This is a genomic window from Parabacteroides sp. ASF519, from assembly GCF_000364265.2.
GTDB lineage: Bacteria > Bacteroidota > Bacteroidia > Bacteroidales > Tannerellaceae > Parabacteroides > Parabacteroides goldsteinii.
Genome location: NZ_AQFV02000006.1, coordinates 6212355 through 6226847 on the forward strand (window position 1 = coordinate 6212355; position 14493 = coordinate 6226847).

The window sequence follows — 14493 nt, forward strand, 5'->3', positions numbered from 1 at the left end:
ACCAATGAAAGATGAAAGCAAATATAAAAAAACTCCCGCTCCGAGATATTTCAGAACAGGAGTCTACTCCAGAACTTATAAGTTAGTTATTAAATTCCGAATGCTTCTTTCACTTTATCTACATAATCCAACTTTTCCCAGGTAAACAACTCTACTTCGCAGACTGTCGGCTGTGGGTTATAGCGGGATATAAACGTTTTGGTAACCGTTTCCGGCTTACGTCCCATATGACCGTAAGAGGCTGTTTCCAGATAGATCGGGTTACGCAGTTTCAGGCGTTCTTCAATGGCTTTCGGGCGCATATCGAAAAGATCCCAGATCTTTTCAGCGATTTCGCCGTCTGTCATTTTTACATTTGCACGGCCGAAGGTATTCACGAAGATGTTCATCGGTTTGGCGACACCGATTGCATAAGATACCTGTACCAGCATTTCATCAGCCACACCGGCAGCCACCAGGTTTTTGGCGATATGACGGGCAGCATAAGCGGCAGAACGGTCAACCTTCGAAGGGTCTTTACCGGAGAATGCTCCACCACCGTGAGCACCTTTTCCACCGTATGTATCCACAATGATCTTACGTCCGGTCAATCCGGTATCACCATGAGGGCCACCGATCACGAACTTGCCGGTCGGATTCACATGGTAAATGATATCATCATTGAACAAAGCCTGTACATGAGCCGGATACTGGGCTTTTACGCGCGGTACCAGGATACTCTTTACATCGGCTGCAATCTTCTTCTGCATAGCGATATCGGCTTCTTCCTGGCTAATGCCTTTCGGACCGATAAACTCGTCATGCTGAGTCGATACAACGATCGTATCGATGCGCAACGGCTTGCCGTTGTCATCATATTCAATAGTGACCTGGCTCTTTGCATCCGGACGGAGATAAGGCATCAGGTCGTTTTCGTTCTTGCGGATCTTAGCCAGTTCCCATAACAGGCTGTGTGAGAGATCGAGAGCCAGAGGCATATAATTCTCTGTTTCATTGGTAGCATAACCGAACATCATACCCTGGTCGCCGGCACCCTGGTTATAAGGGTCTTCGCGTTCCACACCACGATTGATATCGCCACTCTGTTCATGGATAGAAGAGAATACGCCACATGATTTTGCTTCAAACTGGTATTCACTCTTGGTGTAACCAATTTTTTCGATCACGCTGCGTGCAACATCCTGCACATCTACATAAGCACTTGATTTAACTTCTCCAGCCAAGACAACCTGTCCGGTTGTAACAAGGGTTTCGCAAGCAACTTTCGAGCTCTTGTCATACGCAAGAAACTCATCCAGCAAAGCATCCGATATCTGATCGGCTACTTTATCGGGGTGCCCTTCGGACACCGATTCGGAGGTGAATAAATAACTCATTACTTTTTAATTGAAAATTGAAAATTGAAAATTGAAAATTAGTAGGGACTAAAGAACGATGTTCAATTAACAACGGGTTATTAATTAATAATGAATTGATAACGGAAGGACCATATATGCCGAACGGCTAAGAAAAGTATCTTGTTTTTAGCATTTTTTCCTGTGGTTGCAAGCAATACAAATCTATCCACATCAATTCGGATGCAAAGATAAGAATAATTGACAATTCAAAATTGAAAATTGAAAATTATTTTTTCTTTTTGGTATTCCGAAGTGCTTTCTTATACTTATACTCGGCTTTCATTTTGGCAGAGCCTGATTTATGGGTACCTCTCAGAAAGTCAGAATATTTGATTTTCTTGTCGCCGGTATTTTCGTCGCTGGCTTTTTTCTTGAAAACCATTCCTCCACCGGTCAGGATTTTTTCTATATCGTTCATTGCTTTATCTTTTATATTTATGTGAAAACAGTGCGAAGTTACAAAATGTTGCCTTTTATAACAGAGATATAACAGGCTTTTTAAATACGGGATGAATTACATTCGGGGCAATTTCGGCCAAAGGTTCCATCACGAACAGACGCTCATGCATCAGCGGATGCGGCAAAGTCAGCTCCGGAGTTTGCAGGACCAGGTTGTCATACAGCAGAATATCGATATCGATGATACGGTCATGATAGGCACCGTTACTTTTCTGCGTACGCCCCATCTCTATCTCGATCTCCTGGGTCGCTTTTAAAAGTTCAAGCGGAGACAGGGATGTATCAAGCTGTAAAGCTGCATTCAGGAACGTATTTTCGGACTGAAACCCCCAGGGTTCGGTTTCATAAAAACCGGAAAGGGCGAGAACGTCTCCCACCCTTTCAGCTAACAGCGCTGCGGCCGTTATCATATTCCGTCTTTTATTCCCTATGTTCGTACCTAAAGCCAGGTATGCGATAGCCATAAACCTTGTCTTAGATAATCAACATTGCGTCACCATAGGCACCGAAACGGTATCCTTCTTTCAGGGCTACCTCATAGGCATCCATAATCAGATCGTATCCTCCGAATGAAGCAGTCATCATCAGAAGAGTCGACAGCGGCATATGGAAGTTGGTGATCATGCTGGTAGCCACACTGAAATCGTAAGGAGGGAAAATGAACTTATTGGTCCATCCTTCGAATTCTTTCAGATGTCCGTCGGTACTTACTGCCGTTTCAATCGCACGCATCACGGAAGTTCCGACAGCACAAATCTGACGACCGTCGTCCTTACCCTCGTTCACAATACTCACAACATCTCCGTTCACGACCATCTGTTCGGAATCCATCTTATGCTTTGTCAAATCTTCCACGTCGATTTCACGGAAGTTTCCTAATCCGGAATGAACGGTCAGGAAAGCAAAACGGCAATCCTTAATCTCCAGACGTTTCATCAATTCGCGGCTGAAATGCAGACCGGCTGCCGGAGCAACCACCGCACCTTCTTCCGTAGCGAAAATGTTCTGGTAGCGGTCTTCATCATCGGCTTCCACCGGACGGTCGATATATTTAGGTAGCGGGGTTTCACCCAACGCATACAATGCTTTTTTAAATTCATCATGATTACCGTCATACAAGAAACGCAGAGTACGGCCACGGGAGGTTGTATTGTCAATCACTTCGGCAACCATCGAATCGTCTTCTCCGAAATAAAGTTTATTACCGATACGGATCTTACGGGCCGGATCGACCAACACGTCCCAAAGACGAAGATCTTCGTTCAGTTCACGCAACAAAAACACTTCAATACGTGCACCGGTCTTTTCTTTGTTACCATATAAACGGGCTGGGAAAACTTTTGTGTTGTTGAAGATAAATACATCTTTTTCTCCAAAATATTCCAACAGGTCTTTAAATACTTTGTGTTCGATCTCCCCGGTGTTGCGGTGTACAACCATCAAACGGGACTCATCCCTGTTCTTTGCGGGATGAAGAGCGATCAGTTCCTGCGGCAAGTTAAATTTGAATTTAGATAGCTTCATAATGTTACTTTATTTATTTTCTTTTTATTCTTATCATTTATCAGACTAATTCCCGTGCCCGACACGGGATCGCATTGGAACAGACCATATCGCTTGTTCCTTTGCGGCCTCGCATCAAGTGCGGGGACAAGCCTCTTCTACCGCTTCATCCAGAAAAGCATCGATATCTTCCGGATTCATGCACTTATCCAATGTTATATCTCCGATCCGGGTACGTTCCAATCCGATCAGATGGGCACCCGAATTCAGGGCTACACCGATATCGCGCGCCAAAGCACGGATATAAGTACCTTTACTACACACCACACGGATCTTAATGACCGGCAGGTTGCATTCCAGCAACTCCATCTCATCGATCACCAGTGTCTTCGACTTCAACTCCACTTCTTCACCTTTACGCGCCAGTTCATAGGCACGTTTCCCATCCACTTTGCAGGCCGAAAAGACCGGCGGAATCTGCTGTATCGTTCCTACAAACGAATTCAGTACCTCTTCCACCCTCTCCCGGGTTATATGTTCCGTCGGATATACGGCGTCTATCTCCTTTTCCAGGTCAAAAGAAGGGGTCGTTTCTCCCAGCTTCAGGGTAGCGACATATTCTTTCGTCTGATACTGGAATTCGTCGATCCTTTTGGTTGCCCTGCCGGTACAAACGATCATCACTCCGGTAGCCAGCGGATCAAGTGTTCCGGCATGTCCGACTTTTATTTTTTTTACTTTCAGCTTCCGCGATAATTTATAGCGGAACTTGTTCACCAGATCGAACGAAGTCCACGTCAGCGGCTTGTTAAAATATAATACCTCTCCTGCAATAAAATCCATTCTAATTTACTTCATCAATGTGCATGCAATAGTAACCAGACCGGCTATTGCACAATAAATAGCAAAGTAGATCAACTTTCCTTTCTTCACGATATTGATCATCCACTTACAAGCCAGACAACCGGACAGGAAAGCCGCTACAAAACCGACAACCAGCGAAAGCGTCGGGATATCCCCGGCGATATCTTCACCTTTTACCAGCTTCAATACATCCAGCAGGGCTTCTCCCAAAATCGGAGGAATCACCATCAGGAAGGAGAACTGAGCCAGTTTCGCCTTATTATTACCCAGTAACAAACCTGTGGCAATCGTTGTTCCGGAACGTGAAAGTCCGGGCAAGACGGCACAAGCCTGAGACAAGCCGATAATAAAAGCATCTTTCATCGAAATACTTTCTTTCTGCCGGGGTTTTGCATAATAAGAAAAGGCCAGCAACGCCGCTGTCACCAACAACATGCAACCGACTATCAGCAAACCCGATCCGAAAATAGATTCGACCGTATCTTTGAAAAACACTCCGACAATACCGATCGGTATCATGGAGATCAGGATATTGATCGCATAACGTGTCTCACTGTTCATCTGAAACTTAAACAAACCACGGAATATCCATTCGATCTCTTTCCAGAGTATAACTAATGTACTAAATACCGTAGCCACATGGACTACGATTGTAAATGCCAGATTCTCTTCTCCTTCAATTCCGAACAGCGCCGATCCGATAGCCAGATGTCCGCTGCTGCTTACGGGAAGATACTCCGTCAGTCCCTGTACAATCCCCAGCACCAAGGCTTCCAACCAACTCATTCTGCGATTTCTTTACCTTTGCTGTTTTTCAGGATTCCTACAATCATCAGGCCGAACCCGATCACAGTTACTACCGGAGCAACAACGATACGACGTGTACTGAATATCTCCGGGTTAAAACTGGTCGTATCACCAGAACCGCCGCCACTCATCAACATAAAACCCACAATGATCACCGCCACTGCAACCGCGATCAGAATAAAATTTTCTTTTCCGAAAGCAAAATCTCTCTTAGCCATCTCTCTTTGTTTATTATATATAATACAACTTATCAACACCCATACGGAGGTACTTGTTTACAGCAAATACGGTAGCCGTTACCGACAACAGGATTCCCAGCAGGAACACCGCCGCATATACAACCAGTAAAGCCTTCACATCCAATAGCTGGATAAAACCGTCCAATTCGTGTTGTAAATAATATAACGAACCGGTCAGCATTAATATTGCCAGGATGGATGCAAAAATACCGCTTACCACATTATAGCGCACAAAAGGGCGCCGGATAAACCCGGAAGTAGCTCCCACCAATTTCATTGTATGGATCAAAAAACGTTTGGAATAAATCAGCAAACGGATCGTATTGCTGATCAGGACAAACGATATAGCCATCAGCATAACAGCCAATGTGAGCAGGATAATGCTCAAGCGTTTCATATTATCGTTCACCATCTGCATCATATCCTTCCGGTAAAGCAGGTCGGATACAGAGGTATATGTTTTGATTTTCTTTTCGATATGCTGCAGGCTGTCCGGGTTTGCATATTCGGAATGCAGCTTCACTTCGATAGATGCCTGCAACGGATTAAAGCCGAGGAAAGTTTCCGGATTCTCACCCAATTCTTCTTCCAGTTCCTTCGCTGCCTGTTCTTTCGATATATATTCGGTAGATTTGATAAAAGGAAGCGCGTCCAGGCTCTTCTGCATCCTCTTGATATCAGCTTCTTTCTGATTGTCTTTCAATACAATAGAAAATGATATATTTTCCCTGACATAAACCGACAACTGGTTTCCAAGCAACCCCATCAACAAAATCAACCCGAGCAGGAAAAGCACCAGGGCGATACTTATGATGGAAGTAAGACGAGAATTAAAGAAAGAAACCGAGTTAACCTTATTATTTTCAGCCATCAGACGTAACCTTATTATTATTCAATAAATTGGGGAGATACGCACAGGGTGCATACCTCCCAATTTTTCTGCAAAGAAAAAAAGAATTTATGGAACAGCCTCTGGTTTATAATTATTTAACCAATTAAAGACAATTACCAAAAGAATTCCAAATGATTCTAGGCATGCAAACCTACCGATTAAAAGCATATAGAAACTTGAAAAAACGGGAAATGGCGAGATTCACATCTGACCATTCCCTTATCAGTGTGTTTATAAAAATGTATGTCACTTTCTTTCCCTGTATCGTATAGCAACCCAGACATGCACTGCTCCCCAGGTAAAAGTCTCCTTATCTTTTTCCTCTATTTCAAAATAAGGGCGAAGATCCATTTTCATCAATTCCTCCCCAAAACCTTTAAGATACTCTTCAGACATTTGCGTAAATACCTCCGGCTTTAACATAATGCTATACGCAAATATCTTCATGTTCTTATCGAAATAAATTGAATAAGATGGTCCATATTTCTTTAACCAATCTCTTTTATCACTCCAATCCCGATCCGTGAAATAAGATTCCAGCATTAAATGCATTTTCTTGCCAAACAACCCATGAATGTCAGATTCAGGTGTGCTACGAAAACTTCCGGAATTACCTTCCGGTTTTGGAAAAGACGGAACGCGTAGAACAATACGTTTTTCAAACTTCTTAGATACCTCAAAATATCTCAAATCAGGAATATTCTGAGCATTCATACTACATATTCCGATCAAACAAATTAATATAAGATTAAGTCTCTTCATATTTATATGTTTTTAAAATTGTACATAATGGATGACGTAAATTTATTATGCAACACTAATAATCAAACCTTTTTTCATCGATTACATGAGCATAAACAACCAATATCTTACCTTGTTTATCTTCTATGGCATAAAGAAATCTGCCCCAAAGGTATATCTGCCTAGTTGTTGGTTTTAGGTATTTTTCACAATAATAATTTATAATCAAACTACTGTCAGGATTTACCCAAACAAAACGTGCTGTATCAGATAAGCCTAAAGAATATGGATAGGTTTCTTCTTTTCCTTCTTCTGTAATATAATTCAACAAAAAAAGAGGTGAAGAATATGGATTACTAAGCATTATCTTATAATTAAACTCATTTTTGATTTCGAGAGTCAAAAGCTTATTTTTTTTATCGAAGAACTGATTCACCGTTAAAGAACCTTTTATCTCTAGATCTTTATTTCCCATTACTATAGTATCTTGTGCATTAACTATATGTAGCCAAAACAAACCTGCTACCATAATAAATATTGTACATATAAGTTTTCTTTTCATTTCACTAAAACCAAAAAAATGTAAATATAAAATATGAGAATAATGAGAATTGAAAAAACTAATAACGTTCATTTACCGATAATCAAAATACTTTTCTTCTATATATTGAAGAAAAATGCCTTGTGAGTGATCATTTTCGTCAAATACAGAATAAACTAATTTTCCCCAAAGAGATATTTGTTTTGTATTTGACTTCAAATAATGATCCCATTTATAATTAACAACCCAAGAACTATCTGACTTTAACCAAATAACACGTGCTGTATCAGATAAGCCTAAAGGGTGTGGGAAGGATTCTTTTTTTCCTTCCTCTGTAATATAATTCAATAAAAAAGGCAGAGATGTATGAGGATTACTAAGCATTACTTTATTATCAAATCCATTTTTGATTTCGAGAGTCAGAACCTTCCTTTCTCGGTCAAAGGATTGATTTACTATTAACGAGTCTTTCACTTCAAAACCTTTTTCTTTTCTCACGACAGACACTTGTGCATAAAGGGTAGCCGTATGTATCATAAATAATACTGCTAGTATAAACAGTAAAGTATGTATAAATTTCTTTTTCATATTACTTTATTTTTGATGATTATACATTGTTGATGATTTATTTCCAAGAATACTATTCTTCCAAAACATATATTCTCTTTCCTGATTATATTTAGCCGAAACATTCGGCATAGTAATTCTCTCTGATTTATAAGCATTTATTTCATTTTCATAATATTCTGGACAATTTAAATATTCTATTTTTTTATCCCAAGAATCAATATATCCTTGCTTTTCATTAGGAAGGATAAGATCGTATACATAATCTCTCAAATAATTCATGTGTACCTCTGGTATTTCAATTATAAGAGGAGGATCTAAAGACATTCGTTCCTTATTAGACCAAGGTCTATCATGAGTACAATGATAAGCTTCATGGTAGAGGATAGAAATCTGATCTTTATATTCATAATCGAAAAATTTGTTACATATTTCTATCGTTTTTGCCCCGTTTTTTTCATCCACACTAACTCGTGCATTGGAACCACACTCTATTCCCAATTCTATTGTTACATCATCAATATCACATCCCAACTCTTTCATCATCTTCTTTATTTCTGCGACCGATGTCATCAGATTATTTGATGTCAGTTTTTTCTCTTCATCCGGGGAAGGGGAAGGTGTACCTCCACCGCCACCTATTGGTGTTTCACCGCCGATAATCGGGTTGTTATCAGTAACACCTGTGACTGTTTCCTGTTTCCATACGAATCGTTCCTTACAATACAACTCTTTATGCACCTCGACTTCTCCCCATTGAATAATTCCATAATGGCAATCGTAATACTCTTTCACCCAACTACGGGTCTGAGGAGATGCCTCAAATTTTATCTTTGCCGTAGATTCATCCCCGAATATATTACAACTTAACTCATCAAATACAAAATCTTGCTGATAATAGCAAATAGAGTCATTATCGCGGGTGATTGTTTTGTAACGAAGAGTATCTCCTACCAAATCGAAAAACCAGATAGTATTGATGATCCTTTTCGTATTATCCTTATATATCGGGACAAAGAAAGAGATATCCCTCTCGTCTTCTTCCCCCATTGGAATAGCATACTGCCATAATGGATTACCATACAACTCCTTAAACCGATTGAAAAAAGGAATGGCACTATCCACTTTTTGCACAGTAGCCTGGATTTGTAATATATTCTCGTCTAGCGTAATCGAAGATTTTGTCGATAAGGACATAAACTCATTCTCCTCCGGGAAAAGTGGAATATCGTCTTCGCAAGAGCATAACACCAGAAAGAACAACATTAATGCGTAATATAATTGTGTTTGTTTCATACTATATTTCTTAAGGTTAGGAAATTATATATTCCGAGCATTCAGAAACGACCTCCGCCGGGTCTGTTGAGAAGATTGATCGTTTTGGTAAACTATCAATTAGGTTCAATAATTCTTTTAAAATCGGGAATGGCACAATTCCCATTGGACCATTCCCTCTATTTTTTTAAGTGTGTTATGTAAGGTTTGGAATTATATTAAAATTTCATTTCGTGTAAAATATTGCCAGGGTTATCAATACCCAGCATTCTGCTGCCCTTTGATCTGCGGATTCGCATCGATCTCATCTTTAGGGATCGGCCATACCCACATATGATCGTCGGCAGACTTTACCATATCCGTACCTAAAGCAGGCAGGTAAGAAATATCCTGAGCTTCGCTTGAAGAACGGTTCAGCCCTTTCTTCCAACGTTTCAAGTCAAATAAATAAGGCTGTTCACCGAATAATTCGCGTACATACTCATCCTGAATTTCTTTTATCAAAGCATCCCCTTTATAAGATTTATCGCTCCATCCTTTCACACGGGCAGTCTTCAGTTTATTCAACATCGCGGAAGCATTCGTTTCATCTCCCGACATCGCATAAGCCTCAGCCGCAATCAGATACATTTCAGAAATACGGAAAGCCTTGGTCTTATTTATGTTATTGCTCTTTCCTTCATATAATTCAGGGTTACCCGGCCATTTCTTACAATAAGTAATCATAAAATCCGGAACAGTCTGGGCATCGATTGAATCATACGTAAAATAAGCGTTATAACGAATATCATTGTCTTTATCATACAAATTCAATACTGTGTTAGTCGGCAAATAAGAAGGGCGGGGTAATTTATCGATAATACCGCTGAATGCGCTACCCAGGGCGTTCGGTCCTGTTTCCTTGGCTTTCACCATGGCAAACTGCCAGATGGCTTCCGTTCCGTTGTCATGCAACCACATATCGGCATAAGCATCTCCATCCGTCATCAATGGATAGGTACCACTGTTTACCAGCGCGGTAGCTGTAGATATAGCAGTTTGGTAGTCCTCTTTTTCCAAAGCAATTCTGGCTTTCAATGCTTTTACCACATCAGCCGTGATATAAGCGGAGTTTATCTCTCCTGCTGTCGTTACATATTCTTCTGCTTTTGCCAGATCGCTGTCGATCTGTTTATAAGTCTCCTCCAACGTGCTACGCCCCGGATATGTTCCGGCAATAGATGGTGTCGAATTATATTCTTCAACAAGAGGAATACCATATTCGTTAGCAGCGGAGGACGGATCATAGTTCTTACAGAAATGGAGAGCCAACTCAAAATAAGCATATGCTCTTGTAAAATAAGCATGCCCCATATAAAGCCGGATTTCTTTCCGATCGTCATCCGATAACGAATTATCAGCTAATAAAGCTTCTGCCCCCTTCAACAGGACGTTAGCGTTTGCTATAAAATTATAATTATCGCTCCAGCAACCGGAAAAAGCTCCGTCTGTAATGGTATAGTCCCAGCGGTAAAAAGCACCATACGTATTTCCGTAATCAGCCGTAGCCGTAATCAGTCCGGACTGTACCAACGCATCCATAGTATAGCTATTTTGCACATAGCCACGCCATTCCGCATGAAACAAATTACTATATTTTCCACAGTCCTGGACAGACTGAACAGACTGATTGGTAGGTATGCTTGTTTCCGAAGCCAAATCCATATCGCAAGCTGTAAAAGCAGCAAAACAACAGGTAGCAACTGACAATATAATAGATTTTTTCTTCATGATTTTCTTCTTTTTACAAATTATTAGAACGTAAATTCAGCACCAAATGAGAACTGACGAGTATTCGGATATTTACCCAACTGCAAGTTAGAATCCACTTCCGGGTCTGCTCCCTGATATTTTGTAACAGTCAATAAGTTACGACCTACAGCAAATACCCTGACACCACGGATAAAACCTGTTTTTCTCAACAAATTATCCGGCAAGTTATAGCCGATCGTCAAATTCTTCAAACGCATAAACGACGCATTCTCAATCAGATGAGTATCAAATTGAATGGCAGAATTCGCAGCCGGAATATCCGTTATCTGCCCTGGTGTTGTCCACATATTTTCCATTACGACAGCCTGGTTTAACTGTCCGACGAAATTCGGATTTTCAACGAAGTACCGGTTATTGTCGATCATATATTTACCCAACATGAAAGAAAAGTCCGCATTCAGCGTGAAGCCCTTCCAGGAAAACTGAGTATTGAAACCACCTACCCAGGGAGCAAACTGATTTTTACCGGTAAATACGGCATTATCCTCGGAGTAGGTTTTTGTTTCATTCCCGTCTTTGTCCAGCCATATTTGCTGTCCGTCCTGCGGATCAACGCCTTTCCATCTCACATAATAGAAATCGCCATACGTTTTGCCCACTTCATATTTAACACCGGTATTGGCTACAACATATTCATCACGTCCGCCAAACAATTCTGTAATCTGGTTCTTGTTATAGTTTATATTGGCCGAAACACTCCAGAAGAGATCCTTATTGGAGATTATATCATAAGATGCGGTAAGTTCAATACCACGGTTGAACATACTGCCAATATTTCCCCATCCTGAGCCATGTCCGGTTGTATAAGAGAACGGGATCGTCATCAACATATCCGTCGTCACCTTATTATAGAAGTCAAAGTCGACGCTCAGGCGATTAAAGAAACGCGAATTGAAACCGATATTCAGTGTTTTTTGTTTTTCCCAAGTCAGATCGTCATTTTGCACGGAAGAAACTCCGAAACTCTGGTTTCCGTTGTAAAGACCTGTACCGATCAATCCTAAAGACGGGTAATACGGGTCACCATCAAATGCAGAGTTACCGGTTGTACCATAACTGGCTTTCACTCGCAATTCGTCCAGCCATTCTACATCCGCCAGGAACTGTTCTTCCTTCATATTCCACATAGCCCCTACAGAAAAGAAGGAAGCCCAACGTTTGTTTACTCCAAATAAAGAAGAACCATCCGTACGGTAAGAGGCATCCAGATAATATTTTTCATTGAAATTATATTCTGCGCGTGCAAAGAAAGAGTTCATCGTTTTCTTTTTCAGACTGGCACTCGGCGCTTTGTAAGTGGTACCATGACTTACCATCGACAAACGAGAATCCGTTATACCGTCTACACTGGTTCCGAAAGAACTGCCATCGTATATGATCGATTCCTGTCCGACCAAAGCTGTAATATTATGCAACTTATTGATATCGAACTTATATTCAGCCGTATTAGTCAACGTAAAAGAAGAATACCGCTGGAAAGTTTCGGCAGCGCTACCCGAATAATTATTATATCTGGCCGGCAAACTTTTATAGCGATACCTGTAATCAAACGCATCCATAGCTTGAGCGGCACGAATTGTCAAACCCTTAACCGGAGTCAGTTCTTCGAACATATTTCCATAAAGACGAATTTTATTCTTTTCGGTCGGTTGATTTTCCAATAAATAATAGGGATTCCAGAGTCCCAGCACATCCAGTAAATCTTTTCGTTTGCCATAAGAAATGCTGCCATCGGCATTTTCAATAATTTCATAAGGAGTTTCATAAGGGACAGCCCAACGGCTCAAAGTACCCACATTATACCAGCTATTACCGGTACTGGCAAATCCGTTTGTTTCAAAATCTTCATAAGACAAACCTAAATTCAGCCCTACCCGCAGCCAGCTGAACACTTTTGAGTCGATATTACTACGCAAAGTTTCACGGCGCATACCGGAAGCTGGTTCCACACCGTCCGCATCATAATGACTAGCTGAAATAAAATAATTTGTATTATTTGCTACCCCTGTGATACTTGCATCCAATTGCCATGTCGGGGCATTATCATTCAGGAAATAATCAGCCCAATCGGTAGAAATCCCCATATTCATGTATTTTTCAACCGTAGAAAGATTTGCTCCGGGTTTAATTGTTTTCCATAAATTATAATACTGTGTCGTATTCATCATTTCCGTAGTAGGCAATGCCGGCTGTGAAAAGCCATACTGTCCTTTAACACTAACGGTAGGTTTTGAACCTTTACCACGCTTTGTTGTAATTATCACGACACCGTTTGCCGCACGTGACCCGTAAATGGATGTTGACGATGCATCCTTCAAAACAGTGACATTTTCGATATCACTCGGGTTCAAAGCAGTAAAAACACCGCTGGAAATCGGGGAACCGTCCAAAACGAATAAAGGCTCCGTAGAAGAATTGATAGAACCGACACCACGCAAACGCATTGAAACATTTTCGCTCGGTTCGCCGGAAGAGGTATATACCTGTAAACCGGCAACCTGTCCTTGCAAAGCGTCAGCAAAGTTCGCACTCGGACGGTTAGAAATCTTTTCTGATTTAACAGCTGCAACAGAGCCGACCATTGAACCTAATTTCTTTGCCGAACCATAGGTTCCTGTAACCAGCACTTCATCCAGCATCTCTGAAGAGTTTTTCATCCGGATTGTCAGATTCGGAGCGATTTTAACGGTCATCGTTTCCATTCCGACGAACGAGATTTCCAGAACCTTAGCCGAATTCGGGACATTACTCAAATTGAAAAAACCATCAGCATCAGTTACAGTACCGATAGTTGTCCCTTTCACCATCACAGTCGCTCCAATAATCGCTTCTCCATCCTCGTCGGAAAGAACTTTACCGGTTACCTTAGACGACTGAGCCATCACCAAACCTACACCCATTATACAACAGGTAAGCAATAACATCATTCTTCTTCTCATAATTTTACATTTAGATTGTAGTATTAAGTCTATAATACTAAGTTCTCGTAGGACTTATGTAAATCATCAGGATGGTTTACTTTGCGGATGGCACATAATGCAATATAAAACAACATGTTAGGTTTCTTGATTTAAAGTAAGGAAAATAAACACCGACCAAGCTATTTAATATATTTTATTCAACAAATCACAATTACAAAGAATAGGGAAGGAATGATGAATATGCATAAATCAGGAACAGAACCGTATATCAAGTAAATGCCAAATCAATAAAATCATCTAAAGCAAAATTTTCACAACAATATAACCAGTAGAAAAGGAATATATGTTATACGGCAGTTTTGCTATATTTTTCCATGCTATTTAATTCATATAAATAAATATATGTATAAATTTGCATTTACTAAGAACGTAGTCCTACGAGAACTCTGTTAATTTATCCTTCTCTCATTGAATA

Annotated in this window: 14 protein-coding genes; all 14 read right to left on the bottom strand. The window is 40.6% G+C overall.

What is annotated here, in order from left to right:
- Nucleotides 1-89: 89 nt before the first annotated feature.
- A complete protein-coding gene (gene metK, locus C825_RS25095; protein WP_009859617.1) occupies nt 90-1376 on the bottom strand; it encodes a methionine adenosyltransferase in 1287 nt (428 codons plus the stop codon).
- A gap of 247 nt (nt 1377-1623) precedes the next feature.
- On the bottom strand, nt 1624-1815 hold the full coding sequence (locus C825_RS25100) for a hypothetical protein (protein ID WP_009859618.1): 192 nt from the start codon (nt 1813-1815) through the stop codon (nt 1624-1626).
- Nucleotides 1816-1870: 55 nt separating this feature from the next.
- Complete coding sequence (folK, locus tag C825_RS25105) at nt 1871-2320, bottom strand: 2-amino-4-hydroxy-6-hydroxymethyldihydropteridine diphosphokinase (RefSeq protein ID WP_010800577.1); 450 nt, start codon at nt 2318-2320, stop codon at nt 1871-1873.
- A gap of 10 nt (nt 2321-2330) precedes the next feature.
- Entirely contained in the window at nt 2331-3380 is a 1050-nt protein-coding gene (queA, locus tag C825_RS25110) for a tRNA preQ1(34) S-adenosylmethionine ribosyltransferase-isomerase QueA (protein ID WP_010800578.1), read from the bottom strand.
- Between the two features lie 114 nt (nt 3381-3494).
- Nucleotides 3495-4202, bottom strand: coding sequence for a tRNA pseudouridine(55) synthase TruB (gene truB / locus C825_RS25115; RefSeq protein ID WP_010800579.1), 708 nt, complete (start codon nt 4200-4202; stop codon nt 3495-3497).
- 6 nt (nt 4203-4208) lie between these two features.
- Entirely contained in the window at nt 4209-5009 is an 801-nt protein-coding gene (locus C825_RS25120; protein WP_009859622.1) for an undecaprenyl-diphosphate phosphatase, read from the bottom strand.
- The gene (locus tag C825_RS25125; protein ID WP_009859623.1) at nt 5006-5248 is read right to left on the bottom strand and encodes a DUF3098 domain-containing protein; all 243 of its coding nucleotides are present in this window, start codon (nt 5246-5248) and stop codon (nt 5006-5008) included. The genes C825_RS25120 and C825_RS25125 overlap by 4 nt, the downstream gene beginning before the upstream one ends.
- Before the next feature lie 13 nt (nt 5249-5261).
- Nucleotides 5262-6140 carry a cell division protein FtsX gene (locus tag C825_RS25130; RefSeq protein WP_010800580.1) on the bottom strand — a complete coding sequence of 293 codons (879 nt, stop codon included), beginning with the start codon at nt 6138-6140 and terminating at the stop codon, nt 5262-5264.
- 267 nt (nt 6141-6407) lie between these two features.
- On the bottom strand, nt 6408-6923 hold the full coding sequence (locus C825_RS25135; protein ID WP_010800581.1) for a hypothetical protein: 516 nt from the start codon (nt 6921-6923) through the stop codon (nt 6408-6410).
- 55 nt (nt 6924-6978) lie between these two features.
- A complete protein-coding gene (locus C825_RS25140; protein ID WP_135033538.1) occupies nt 6979-7431 on the bottom strand; it encodes a hypothetical protein in 453 nt (150 codons plus the stop codon).
- A gap of 105 nt (nt 7432-7536) precedes the next feature.
- Nucleotides 7537-8031, bottom strand: coding sequence for a hypothetical protein (locus C825_RS25145; RefSeq protein WP_010800583.1), 495 nt, complete (start codon nt 8029-8031; stop codon nt 7537-7539).
- A 6-nt stretch (nt 8032-8037) separates the two neighbouring features.
- Nucleotides 8038-9306, bottom strand: coding sequence for a hypothetical protein (locus C825_RS25150; RefSeq protein WP_010800584.1), 1269 nt, complete (start codon nt 9304-9306; stop codon nt 8038-8040).
- 234 nt (nt 9307-9540) lie between these two features.
- On the bottom strand, nt 9541-11055 hold the full coding sequence (locus C825_RS25155) for a RagB/SusD family nutrient uptake outer membrane protein (RefSeq protein ID WP_010800585.1): 1515 nt from the start codon (nt 11053-11055) through the stop codon (nt 9541-9543).
- A 23-nt stretch (nt 11056-11078) separates the two neighbouring features.
- Nucleotides 11079-14036: a SusC/RagA family TonB-linked outer membrane protein gene (locus tag C825_RS25160; protein ID WP_173012309.1), complete on the bottom strand. Its 2958-nt coding sequence runs from the start codon at nt 14034-14036 to the stop codon at nt 11079-11081.
- Nucleotides 14037-14493: the final 457 nt, after the last annotated feature.

Excerpts from the sequence above, each read along its gene's own strand:
- metK (WP_009859617.1), bottom strand. The coding sequence starts at position 1,376 with ATGAGTTATTTATTCACCTCCGAATCGGTGTCCGAAGGGCACCCCGAT.
- C825_RS25100 (WP_009859618.1), bottom strand. The coding sequence starts at position 1,815 with ATGAACGATATAGAAAAAATCCTGACCGGTGGAGGAATGGTTTTCAAG.
- folK (WP_010800577.1), bottom strand. The coding sequence starts at position 2,320 with ATGGCTATCGCATACCTGGCTTTAGGTACGAACATAGGGAATAAAAGA.
- queA (WP_010800578.1), bottom strand. The coding sequence starts at position 3,380 with ATGAAGCTATCTAAATTCAAATTTAACTTGCCGCAGGAACTGATCGCT.
- truB (WP_010800579.1), bottom strand. The coding sequence starts at position 4,202 with ATGGATTTTATTGCAGGAGAGGTATTATATTTTAACAAGCCGCTGACG.
- C825_RS25120 (WP_009859622.1), bottom strand. The coding sequence starts at position 5,009 with ATGAGTTGGTTGGAAGCCTTGGTGCTGGGGATTGTACAGGGACTGACG.
- C825_RS25125 (WP_009859623.1), bottom strand. The coding sequence starts at position 5,248 with ATGGCTAAGAGAGATTTTGCTTTCGGAAAAGAAAATTTTATTCTGATC.
- C825_RS25130 (WP_010800580.1), bottom strand. The coding sequence starts at position 6,140 with ATGGCTGAAAATAATAAGGTTAACTCGGTTTCTTTCTTTAATTCTCGT.
- C825_RS25135 (WP_010800581.1), bottom strand. The coding sequence starts at position 6,923 with ATGAAGAGACTTAATCTTATATTAATTTGTTTGATCGGAATATGTAGT.
- C825_RS25140 (WP_135033538.1), bottom strand. The coding sequence starts at position 7,431 with ATGGTAGCAGGTTTGTTTTGGCTACATATAGTTAATGCACAAGATACT.
- C825_RS25145 (WP_010800583.1), bottom strand. The coding sequence starts at position 8,031 with ATGAAAAAGAAATTTATACATACTTTACTGTTTATACTAGCAGTATTA.
- C825_RS25150 (WP_010800584.1), bottom strand. The coding sequence starts at position 9,306 with ATGAAACAAACACAATTATATTACGCATTAATGTTGTTCTTTCTGGTG.
- C825_RS25155 (WP_010800585.1), bottom strand. The coding sequence starts at position 11,055 with ATGAAGAAAAAATCTATTATATTGTCAGTTGCTACCTGTTGTTTTGCT.
- C825_RS25160 (WP_173012309.1), bottom strand. The coding sequence starts at position 14,036 with ATGAGAAGAAGAATGATGTTATTGCTTACCTGTTGTATAATGGGTGTA.